Raw genomic sequence first — 10295 nt, forward strand, 5'->3', positions numbered from 1 at the left:
AGAGGCTGGTGACGAGTCAAGAGCAGTGAGGCTTGAACAAAGTGAAAGCCAGCGTCTTTAGGCGCTGGCTGGGAATGTGGGCTTATAGCCCCGGTTCAAACCACCCGTTAGACGGGTGGTCATGATTTCTCAATTTCTTTCAACATATTGTCCAAGTGTTGAATAGATTTTTCACGACCGAGCAGATAGATGGTATCTGGCAATTCTGGTCCGTGCATCTCACCTGAAACCGCGATACGAATCGGCATGAAGAGATTTTTCCCTTTGATACCTGTTTCTTTCTGAACCGCCTTGATTTGCGGGAAGATGTTTTCAGACTTGAAGTCCTCTTCTGTCATCGCTTCTAGTTTTTCCTTAAAAGCGCTCAAGACTGTTGGAACTGTTTCGCCTGCCATGACTTCTTTTTCAGCCTCGGTTAAGGCTGGGAAATCTTCAAAGAAGAGGTCTGTCAAGGGCACGATTTCATCAACTGCTTTCATTTGTGGTTTGTAAAGTTCCACTAATTTTTCAGCCTTGTCTGTCAAACGACCTGCTGCTTCTAGGAATGGTTTTGCCATGTCAAAAATCGTTGCAAAGTCAGCATTTTTGATGTACTCATTGCTCATCCAGTCCAGCTTTTTCTGGTCAAAAGCTGCTGGCGATTTGCTGAGACGATGTTCATCAAATAGCTCAATCAATTCCTCACGAGAGAAAATCTCATGCTCCCCACCAGGATTCCAACCAAGAAGAGCGATAAAGTTAAAGACCGCTTCTGGCAGGTAGCCTTTTTTACGGTAATCTTCGATAAACTGGAGCGTGTTGGTGTCACGTTTTGATAATTTCTTACCCGTTTCAGAGTTGATAATCAAGGTCATGTGACCGAACTCTGGTGCTTCCCAACCTAGGGCTTCATAGACCATGAGTTGTTTTGGCGTATTTGCGATGTGGTCATCTCCGCGGATAACATGGGAGATTTCCATCAAGTGGTCATCAATGACCACGGCGAAGTTGTAAGTTGGGTAGCCGTCTTTTTTCTGAATGACCCAGTCACCGCCTATATTGCCACCTTCAAACTCAATCTCACCCTTGACCATGTCGTTCCATTTGTAGATGCCAGCTTCATTCACCGCCAAACGAACAGTCGGAATGATACCTGCTGCCTCACGTTCCGCAACATAGGCTGCTTTTTCCTCATCTGACATGCCAAGGTATTCATTGATGTAGCGCGGTGTTTCACCAGCTGCTTCTTGACGTTCACGTTCCGCAGCCAATTCTTCCTCGGTCACATAAGACTTGTAGGCCAAGCCTTTCTCCAAGAGTTCATGGACATACTGTTGGTAAATTTCAAGACGCTCTGACTGGCGGTATTGTTCATGGGTTTCTGGACTTTCGTCCCAATCAATCCCCAACCAACGCAAGTTTTCCATTTGCGAACGCTCACCATCTTCAACATGACGTTTGCGGTCTGTATCTTCAATCCGAATCAAAAAGGTTCCGCCATGATGACGAGCGTAAAGGTAGTTAAAGAGCGCTGTTCGCGCGTTTCCGATGTGTAATAGCCCAGTTGGACTTGGTGCGTAACGCACGCGAATGGATTTTGTCATTTCATACTCTCCTTGTCAACATTCAATATTCCTATTATAGCACATATCCCTTACTTTGAGCCAAAAAATCAGCCGCAAGGGCTGATTTATGATGAGCTGATAATTTCAAGGGTCGAAAATGCCAAATCAGCTTCGACTAAGAGTTTCTTGTCAAATACGGTTGGAGGAGATACCTGCTGAATACTGCTAAAGGCCTTATCTGCCTTGACCTGTACAAGCCACGTATCTGGCACATAGAGCCGCACCGTTGAAAATGCTGCATCAATGACAAAGGTTGCCTCCTCACCAGCTATGACGGCATTGTCAAAGTAAATCGTCGCACTACCAAAAGCGACATCAACCGTGTCACGTACAAAACTTGTGTCATGAATGTAACGGGTCGAGCTACCAAAGGCTACACTGTCTTCGTCTTCGACCATCGCTTTTTTTCCACCACTTGCGACAGACTTGAAATCTCCCAAAAAGCGAATGTTCCCCCGCTTGGGTTTAAAGAGAATGTGACAACCCAGACAGGCCAAGATGGCTCCGACAATAACTGTTTTTGGATCAACCGCTAAAAAATGATACTGCTTGTTCAGCAAGATAAACAGCCAGGTTCCAAAGAAGAAACTATCGTACAATCTTCTCCTCACCAGACCGTTCACCAAGCCTGCTGCCAACACGACAAGCCAGACCATTTTCCAAATGGAAAAATCAAACTGTGGCAAATAATTTTGAAACAAAACCAAGCCTGACAAGACTAACAAGCCAATTCCTAATACATACTTTTTCATCGCACTACCTCAACTCCTGCAATCTTTCTTTTAATAACTGATAATAATGACGTGACACATGGACTACCTTGTGCGTATCCGCAAAGCGAATCCGACTGGTTCCCGAAAATGATTTATCGAGCGAATACACTGATTTGACATTGGCAATGCTGGACTTGGAAATCCTGCAAAAGGTGATCGGTAGGACCTCTTCTAGCTCATAGAGCTTTAACTTGACCTCGTAGGCATCTGTCCTTGAATGCGCAAAAATCTTCGCACCATCTGTCTCGAAAAATAAAATATCCTCTAGTTTAACGAAATACTCGCTCGCATCCTTGTAAAAGACCAAGGAGGGCTGGTTCATCTTGGACAACAGTTGTTGCAACTGGTCAACTTGATCCGTTAAACGAGCTGTCTTGATGACCACTTCCACATCATCAAGGCCGTCATCTAGCTCAATCCGTATTTTCATAACTCCCTCCTTGTTTTGCTATACCTCATTATAGCAAGATTTGACACAAAGGCAAGACCATTTCAGTAACTGGTTGATTTTGAACGGTAAGTGGTAGAAATCTGCACGGATACGCTGTCCAAATAAAAATGAGGCTGGGACAAAAGTTCCTTACCTCATTACGTTTCATAGTTTTAACAGTTTGGCATTAGTTCTTAACATCCAACTTTTGTGGCTTGATAATAGGGCTGTAGGGTCTCAAAAGCCGATTCTAGCCGAGCTAGGACGGCTTCCATACTGTCTGCCTGAGTCAAATCAACATCAACCTTGACCAAGACTTTGCGAATCTGGTCCTGTGCCAGCTGTTCAAGAAGAGCCTGACGATTTTCTTCTGTTCCTTCTACTTTCTTGGTCTCACCATTTGCCTGTACCAGGTAATAGACAGGTGCCTCTACTGCGACTTGCAAGACCTGATTTTGCTTGACGAGACTTGTCTCATCCTTTTTACGTTCGATAAAGCTCACCTCGACCGACACGCCATAGGCTGCTTGATGGCCATACAAGCGCAGGGCAAACATGGGCTCGCTTGCGCTACCTTCTGCCTGAAGATAGGTCCAGAAATGAGGACGCGCATACTGCGCCTGATTCATCCACTGGCTCGCGCGGTGCATGTCAAGGTTGGGATGAAGCGCGTGGAAGGCTTGGGCTAGCTGCTGAAATTCCTTACGCGCAGCCTGCGCCACTTGTTTCATCTCACGCATGCTCTCTTCCAATTCGCCCGCCTTTTCAGGCGCGATATATTTGTCCCCCTGATAGGGAAGAAAAGCTGCTATCGCGGGAAATAAGGTCATAGAAACTCCTTTTTACTGCATGTTATTTTCATTACAAAAAGGCATCGAGTAAGGTAGTCTTGCCACCGCCATCTCAACCACTTGTGATGATGTGGCTCCCGATAACTTGGGCGAAAGTTTCGATATTTAAACTTTGAACGTAGATGTCACCATAACCTGTAAAGGTATTGACTACGCCTTCTCCTGTACCAATAGATTGCAAGAAGCCATTTTCAAGGTGAATATCGTAGTTCAAGTCCCTGCTCCAAGCTACTACATGGGCATTGTCAATCGTGATACTGCCACCATTTAATTCTAGTTTTTTGATGGAACCAAAGGCATTCGCAAGCAAGGTCCCTTCTCCTTCTGTCGTCATGACAAAAAAGCCACCCTGACCACCAAACAAGGCACGACCCACACTTTGGCGCTCCATTTTATACCGGGCTGAACCATCGAGGGCTAAGAAGGCCCCATCGTTCAAGCGGTATTGTTTAGCACCTAGTTCAAGCGCAATAACTTGCCCAGGCATCGAAGGTGCCAGAGCTAGCTTGCCATCATCAGCGCTTGACATTGCCTCCGTGATAAACATGGACTCGCCAGATGTCATAGAACGTCCAATCGCTCCCATGAGCTTCCCCAGACCAGAGCCACCACGCGCATTTAGCTTGGTGTTTAAGCTCACACTCGGGGTATGATAGACCATGCTTCCCCGCTGAATATAAGCAGTCTCGCCTCTTTCTAAGGCAATCTCAACTAGTGGAAATTGCATATTGCTATCAATCGTATACTTCATTCGGTTATCAGCCATGATTTAGCCTCCTTTTGTATCGTTTATTTAATACAAATATACACCTTTCTTCAAAGCCTGTCAAGCCTGACATCAAATGATGTTTCCACTTTCATTGAATACAAAACAAGACGCATCCCCCCTCATGACTATACAACCTCTGTCATGCGTCCTGTATCCACATCATAGACTGCACCAAAAATCTCAATATCATCTGGAATCAGGGGCGACTTGCGGAGCAAGTCCATATCTTCACGAACACTCTCTTCTACATCTGTAAAGGGCAAAAAATCCTGACGCGACACATCTACACCTAATGTTTTCTGCAAATCCGCCTGAAAACTTTCATTGGTAAAGGTCTGCGCTCCACAATCCGTATGGTGCAAGACTACGATTTCCCGCGTACCAAGCTGTTGCTGGGAAATGACGAGCGAACGAATCATATCCTCCGTCACCCGACCGCCTGCATTCCGCAAGATATGGGCATCTCCAAGTGCTAGTCCCAAGGCTTGCGCCACGTGCAAACGCGAATCCATACAGGTCACAATCGCCACTCTGGTCTTGGGCTTTAAGGGCAGATGGTGCGTGCCATGCAAATCGACATAGGCCTGATTGGCTTTCAGAAACTGTTGAAAATAGGACATATTGAAAACTCCTTTTGTAAATATCAGATAGGTTTCATTTCTTTTCCTACTAGCCTATCATGTTCCAGAACATTTGTCAGCCATCGGGCTTGGTGAGACGGGTTCTTTCTGTCACTTCCGAATGTTTGCACGACATCTAGCAAAAAAGACCCTTTCGGGTCACAGTATCTAGCTACCTAGTCATGATTCTCCGAACCAGTCTCAAGGCTAGTTTTTTAGGGAGTAAACCGCTACAATAGAGAAAGAATCTGTCCCTCAGCCCTTTGACAGAGACGAGTTTTTTCTTTGGTATTTCTGAGACAATGAAATCCGCCATGGCTTCTGGTGTTTGATTTTTCATGCGGTCAAACAAGGCAGCCGATGATTCTCCAGCCCTAGCTTGAAAACCTGTTGCGACAGGACCCGGACAAATCGTTTTCACCACCACATTCGTATCTTTTAATTCTTCAGCAAGCGCTAAGCTAAAGGAGAAAACAAAGGCTTTACTGGCATGGTAAATCGACATATAAGGTCCCGGCAAAAAAGCTGCCGTAGAGCACAGATTGACAATATAGGTCGGTCTTGCTTGTTTTAAAAGGCTTGGCAAAAAATAGTGGGTCAAGCTCATCAAGGCTGTATTGTTCACCGCAATCATGTCTATTTGCTTTTGCAAGTCCGCTTTTTCAAAAGGTCCATGATCTCCAAAACCTGCATTATTCACCAAGATGTCCAGCTCTAAGCCTTGCGCTGCGACATGTTGAAAAATGCTCCTAGCCGCGTCAGCTTGACGAAGATCTTGGATGATTGGTAAAATAAACGTAGCTGTTTTCTTGCGCAAGTCACTAACAAACGGTTCCAAAACGAGCGGATTTTTTGCGACCAGAACCAAGTTCCAGCCAAGTCTAGCGTATTTTTCAGCCAAGGCTTTGCCGATACCACTTGATGCACCTGTGATCAAAATTGTTTTTGACATAAGGAAACCTCCAAAAAGTAAGTAGAAAGGATAAAACATGAGAAAAGAAGCGCTGACAGAAACCCAAAAAGACATCCAGCAGGCCTTTATCACCCTGTGGGGAACCATTCCAGCCAACAAGATTCGTGTAAAGGGAGTTTGCGAGGCAACGCCCATTGCCCGTTCGACATTTTATACTTACTACGACAGCATTGAGGAGCTAAAAGCCGATATTGAGGAACGAACGATTCAAGACCTTGTTGCCATCAATCGTAAGCTCTTTCGGCGTCCAATCCAGCAAGTCACCGATATTTTATTTGTCGAAACAACCTTGGCTTATGTGACTGCCCATCATCACATCTTTCACGCCTTTTTGGTCGCACAGACCAATCTTGCCTTTACAGAACTCTGGAAAAGAGCGATTAAGGAAGAATTTAGCCTACTGTTTCGGGACAACGGCATCAGAAAAGATGATTTTCTACTGGAAATCTTTGCCGCAAGTGTCGTCGCTGCCATCAGCTATCAATTGAAAAAGCCGGAAATGTCGCTTGATAGCAAGGACATTAACCAGCTGATTTTCAAGATATTAAGCTAATCGCGCTTTTTCCCCTGTCTTCTTATACAACCATTTAAAGATAAAGCCTGGGATAATAAAGCCCATGAAGACTGCAAAACCATGCGCTAAGTGCGCCCAAGGTTCTGGGAAAGTTGCCACTATTTTCATCGGTGAAAACCACGGAGACATGTTAATCATAAGAAGCCCCATAAAGAGGAGTTGCGGCCAGATATTTTCGCCATATTCCTTGCTTTTTTTATAAGCGTAGTAAAGGAGCCCTAGGGAGAAGAAAACTTCTAAATGCCAGCCGTACTCACCTAGCAATTTCCACCAGCCCCAGCCGAGTTTGATAGAAGAACCGGGGTAGAGCGCCATGTCTCCATTATGGAGCGGTAAATCTAAGAGCCAGTGCGAGAAGGCAACTAAGCCTGTCGTTAAGCCGATTTTCCTGTCCTTTTTATAGACCGCATAGGCTAGCAAGCCCGCCAAAACAGACCAAACAATCCCCATGAGGAGCGAATGATCCCAGTCGATATAGGTCAAATCAAAATAAAGATACGGCTTTGTGTTCAAATTTGCATCTACCCTATCAATCCCAGCCATGATAAAGAGACCATTCATAATATCAATGGCACCTGTTGCCAAAAAGATAGGTAAAACAGGCATTTCCGGTTCCTTTGCTTTTACGGCGGTTGCCACAGCATAATGTCCAAAGTACATAAGTATCCTCCAAATTAGTTCTGTTATGATGTTGTTAGTTTACTAGAAAGATCGGAGGAAGTACACGACAATTTTTGAAAAAATGTCTAGAGTTTGAAAATTGAGCTATTTTTTCAGGAAATAATATGTAAATCAGGAGGAGACTTGTCTTGGGGAAATGGAAAAAACTAGAGATTCAATGAAGAATTTCTAGTTTTCTTTATGTAGATATGATTGCCCAATCCCCTCTGCTAACCAAAGACTTTCTGTAGGACTTCACCAATGGTGGTCACCCCAACGAGGGTAACACCCGCAGGAATTTCTAGACCGATTAGGGAATTTTTAGGGGCATAAATTTTGGTGAAGCCTAGCTTGGCTGCCTCGTTGACCCGCTGCTCGATGCGGTTGACACGGCGGATTTCACCTGTCAAGCCGATTTCACCGATAAAGCATTCTTGAGGGTTAGTTGGCTTATCCTTGTAGCTAGAAGCAATGGCTACCGCAACAGCCAAGTCAATGGCTGGCTCATCCAACTTGACACCGCCCGCTGACTTGAGATAGGCGTCTTGATTTTGCAGGAGTAAACCTGCTCGCTTTTCCAAAACCGCCATAATGAGGCTGGCACGATTAAAGTCCAGCCCTGTCGTCGTTCGCTTGGCATTGCCAAACATGGTCGGCGTCACCAAGGCTTGTACCTCTGCTAAAATGGGGCGCGTGCCCTCCATGGTTACAACGATAGCCGAACCAGTTGCACCGTCCAGTCGCTCCTCTAAAAAGACCTGACTAGGATTGAGAACTTCTACAAGACCTGACGACTGCATCTCGAAAATTCCGATTTCATTGGTTGAGCCAAAACGATTTTTCACGGCACGCAGGATACGGAAGGTATGTTGGCGCTCGCCCTCAAAGTAAAGAACGGTATCCACCATGTGTTCCAGCATTCGAGGTCCCGCTAGTGTCCCTTCCTTGGTCACATGTCCCACAATAAAGGTCGCAATGTTATTGGTCTTGGCAATCTGCATCAACTCTGCCGTCACCTCACGGACCTGACTGACCGAACCTTGAACACTTGAAATTTCAGGGCTCATGATGGTCTGGATGGAGTCGATAATCAGAAAATCAGGCTGAATCTTCTCAACTTCCGCCCGAATACTCTGCATATTGGTCTCGGCATAGAGATAAAATTCATTGTCGATATCCCCAAGGCGTTCGCTACGCAGCTTGATTTGCTCGGCTGATTCCTCTCCGCTAACATAGAGAACCGTCCCACGGCTAGCCAGCTGGGTGGAGACTTGTAGGAGCAGGGTTGATTTCCCAATTCCAGGATCACCACCAATCAGAACTAAGCTTCCTGGCACCACGCCCCCACCGAGTACGCGGTTAAATTCTGCCATGTCCGTTTCAGTGCGCGCGACATTGCTAGACGTCACTTGGTTGAGCTTGACGGGCTTGGTTTTTTCTCCTGTCAAGGACACGCGAGCATTTTTGACTTCTGCGACTTCAATCTCCTCTACAAAAGACGACCAGGCTCCGCAGTTGGGGCAACGCCCCAAGTATTTAGGCGAATGATAGTCACAGTTCTGACAGACAAAGGTTGCTTTTTTCTTCGCCATCTTTAATTCCCCGTTGAGCCAAAGCCGCCTGTGCGGGTGCCAGTCGCCTCATCGCCATCTGCTAGTAAGAAGGGTGCAAACACAGCCTGCACAATCCGCTCGCCAACCTCAAGCACAACCGTCTCATCTGTAATATTGTGCATTTGAGCAAAGATATGCCCTTCATTTGCAGGGTTGCCATAATAGTCACCGTCAATAACCCCAACCGAGTTAATCAAGACCAAACCTTTCTTGCGCGGATTAGATGAACGGTCATAAAGATAGAGAACCTCGCCCTCTTGCATATAGGCCTTTACACCCGTTGGCACTAGCTTAATCTCACCCGGTGCAAGTTCCACACGTTCTGCCACTTTCAAATCATAACCCGCCGCATGGGCTGTCTCACGCTTTGGCAACAAGGCCTTATCTGTAAATTGCGATACTAATTCAAATCCACGTTGTCTCATGTTTATCTCCTAAAACCTCAAATAGTCTAATTGTTCTCTACCATTATACTATATATTCGTAAAAAATGATGAAAAAGGATGGAGAGATAAAAATTGTGGTATACTAAAAAGAAAACGTTTTCGTTTTCAAAAGGAGACCTCTATGACATCATTCACTCGCCCTGCAATCATTAGCTGCCTGCTCATCTGGGTCTTTGACCTCGCCATGGTCATTACCTTTTATCAAGCGCCAAGTGTTTACATCAACCACCACCAATTGCTCTATGCCATTTTCCTCATCTTGCAAGTTTACTGCATCATTCTGACGATCTATGGAATTGTGAAAAAGTTGGTCACCCTACCTTTAGTATCCTTTGCGACCTTCATTTTCAATGCACTCTCCATTTTCGGCTATATTCTGTTGGTCATGTTGGTGGGATAGAAAACTTTGTATTTGAATAATACTCGTCAAAAACAGCTTCTTTCGTTGTTCGCTCACCTTTCTGAACTCTAGTTTAGAGGAGGTTAGATTTGCTAACCTTTAGTGATACTTTTCTTAGGTGGCGCGGACGGTAGCGACTTCCTGCGGAGTAAAATAATCCAGTGGATTATTTTAGCCCGAGCCCAGAAACAAAGGAGCGAGGATAATCGATTTCTGCGAAATCACGATTTTTGCCCCTCTCCCTCCTTTTACCACAGCGAAAAGTATCTGACGAGGCTCGCTCCGCTCGCGAAAATCGGCAAATCGAATGTGTTCAGTTAGCAGAGGTTTGTAACTTGTTTAAATAGATTTTGGGTTTGTTTATGTTCTGGAAGTGAACTTTGCTAACCGTATCTCTTCTCTTTCACAATTCTTGATTGTGAAAGCTAGTCAGATATTGATTTTTGTAGAGTATAAATCATGACCACCCGTCTAACGGGTGGTTTGAACCGGGGCTATAAGCCCACATTCCCAGCCAGCGCCTAAAGACGCTGGCTTTCACTTTGTTCAAGCCTCACTGCTCTTGACTCGTCACCAGCCTCT

At 45.3% G+C, this 10295-nt stretch carries 12 protein-coding genes; 2 read left to right on the plus strand and 10 right to left on the minus strand.

Features of this window, described 5'->3' with window-relative positions:
• Positions 1-119 precede the first annotated feature (119 nt).
• The 7 genes from gltX to BU202_RS10210 form a co-directional block, all read right to left on the minus strand.
• The gene (gltX, locus tag BU202_RS10180) at positions 120-1583 is read right to left on the minus strand and encodes a glutamate--tRNA ligase (protein WP_075105653.1); all 1464 of its coding nucleotides are present in this window, start codon (positions 1581-1583) and stop codon (positions 120-122) included.
• A gap of 86 nt (positions 1584-1669) precedes the next feature.
• Positions 1670-2356: a LiaF transmembrane domain-containing protein gene (locus BU202_RS10185; RefSeq protein ID WP_075105654.1), complete on the minus strand. Its 687-nt coding sequence runs from the start codon at positions 2354-2356 to the stop codon at positions 1670-1672.
• A gap of 4 nt (positions 2357-2360) precedes the next feature.
• Entirely contained in the window at positions 2361-2807 is a 447-nt protein-coding gene (locus BU202_RS10190; protein ID WP_075105655.1) for a LytTR family DNA-binding domain-containing protein, read from the minus strand.
• A gap of 194 nt (positions 2808-3001) precedes the next feature.
• Complete coding sequence (locus tag BU202_RS10195; RefSeq protein WP_075105656.1) at positions 3002-3637, minus strand: ribonuclease P; 636 nt, start codon at positions 3635-3637, stop codon at positions 3002-3004.
• Positions 3638-3710: 73 nt separating this feature from the next.
• Positions 3711-4424 carry a TIGR00266 family protein gene (locus tag BU202_RS10200; RefSeq protein ID WP_075105657.1) on the minus strand — a complete coding sequence of 238 codons (714 nt, stop codon included), beginning with the start codon at positions 4422-4424 and terminating at the stop codon, positions 3711-3713.
• Between the two features lie 128 nt (positions 4425-4552).
• The gene (locus BU202_RS10205) at positions 4553-5047 is read right to left on the minus strand and encodes a beta-class carbonic anhydrase (RefSeq protein ID WP_075105658.1); all 495 of its coding nucleotides are present in this window, start codon (positions 5045-5047) and stop codon (positions 4553-4555) included.
• A 172-nt stretch (positions 5048-5219) separates the two neighbouring features.
• Positions 5220-5999: an SDR family NAD(P)-dependent oxidoreductase gene (locus BU202_RS10210; RefSeq protein WP_075105659.1), complete on the minus strand. Its 780-nt coding sequence runs from the start codon at positions 5997-5999 to the stop codon at positions 5220-5222.
• 37 nt (positions 6000-6036) lie between these two features.
• Between BU202_RS10210 and BU202_RS10490 the strand changes: the two genes are divergently transcribed.
• A complete protein-coding gene (locus tag BU202_RS10490; RefSeq protein WP_075105660.1) occupies positions 6037-6573 on the plus strand; it encodes a TetR/AcrR family transcriptional regulator in 537 nt (178 codons plus the stop codon).
• Here BU202_RS10490 and BU202_RS10220 read toward each other — a convergent pair.
• The 3 genes from BU202_RS10220 to BU202_RS10230 form a co-directional block, all read right to left on the minus strand.
• Complete coding sequence (locus BU202_RS10220; RefSeq protein ID WP_075105661.1) at positions 6565-7254, minus strand: hypothetical protein; 690 nt, start codon at positions 7252-7254, stop codon at positions 6565-6567. The genes BU202_RS10490 and BU202_RS10220 overlap by 9 nt on opposite strands.
• Before the next feature lie 230 nt (positions 7255-7484).
• On the minus strand, positions 7485-8846 hold the full coding sequence (radA, locus tag BU202_RS10225) for a DNA repair protein RadA (RefSeq protein WP_075105662.1): 1362 nt from the start codon (positions 8844-8846) through the stop codon (positions 7485-7487).
• Between the two features lie 2 nt (positions 8847-8848).
• Positions 8849-9292, minus strand: a complete 444-nt coding sequence (locus BU202_RS10230) for a dUTP diphosphatase (RefSeq protein WP_075105663.1) — start codon at positions 9290-9292, stop codon at positions 8849-8851.
• A 142-nt stretch (positions 9293-9434) separates the two neighbouring features.
• On the opposite strand from BU202_RS10230, the gene BU202_RS10235 reads away from it, so the two are divergent.
• Positions 9435-9713, plus strand: coding sequence for a hypothetical protein (locus BU202_RS10235; RefSeq protein ID WP_075105664.1), 279 nt, complete (start codon positions 9435-9437; stop codon positions 9711-9713).
• Positions 9714-10295 lie beyond the last annotated feature (582 nt).

Source organism: Streptococcus cuniculi (assembly GCF_001921845.1).
Taxonomy (GTDB): Bacteria; Bacillota; Bacilli; order Lactobacillales; family Streptococcaceae; genus Streptococcus; species Streptococcus cuniculi.

Excerpts from the sequence above, each read along its gene's own strand:
- gltX (WP_075105653.1), bottom strand. The coding sequence starts at position 1,583 with ATGACAAAATCCATTCGCGTGCGTTACGCACCAAGTCCAACTGGGCTA.
- BU202_RS10185 (WP_075105654.1), bottom strand. The coding sequence starts at position 2,356 with ATGAAAAAGTATGTATTAGGAATTGGCTTGTTAGTCTTGTCAGGCTTG.
- BU202_RS10190 (WP_075105655.1), bottom strand. The coding sequence starts at position 2,807 with ATGAAAATACGGATTGAGCTAGATGACGGCCTTGATGATGTGGAAGTG.
- BU202_RS10195 (WP_075105656.1), bottom strand. The coding sequence starts at position 3,637 with ATGACCTTATTTCCCGCGATAGCAGCTTTTCTTCCCTATCAGGGGGAC.
- BU202_RS10200 (WP_075105657.1), bottom strand. The coding sequence starts at position 4,424 with ATGGCTGATAACCGAATGAAGTATACGATTGATAGCAATATGCAATTT.
- BU202_RS10205 (WP_075105658.1), bottom strand. The coding sequence starts at position 5,047 with ATGTCCTATTTTCAACAGTTTCTGAAAGCCAATCAGGCCTATGTCGAT.
- BU202_RS10210 (WP_075105659.1), bottom strand. The coding sequence starts at position 5,999 with ATGTCAAAAACAATTTTGATCACAGGTGCATCAAGTGGTATCGGCAAA.
- BU202_RS10490 (WP_075105660.1), top strand. The coding sequence starts at position 6,037 with ATGAGAAAAGAAGCGCTGACAGAAACCCAAAAAGACATCCAGCAGGCC.
- BU202_RS10220 (WP_075105661.1), bottom strand. The coding sequence starts at position 7,254 with ATGTACTTTGGACATTATGCTGTGGCAACCGCCGTAAAAGCAAAGGAA.
- radA (WP_075105662.1), bottom strand. The coding sequence starts at position 8,846 with ATGGCGAAGAAAAAAGCAACCTTTGTCTGTCAGAACTGTGACTATCAT.
- BU202_RS10230 (WP_075105663.1), bottom strand. The coding sequence starts at position 9,292 with ATGAGACAACGTGGATTTGAATTAGTATCGCAATTTACAGATAAGGCC.
- BU202_RS10235 (WP_075105664.1), top strand. The coding sequence starts at position 9,435 with ATGACATCATTCACTCGCCCTGCAATCATTAGCTGCCTGCTCATCTGG.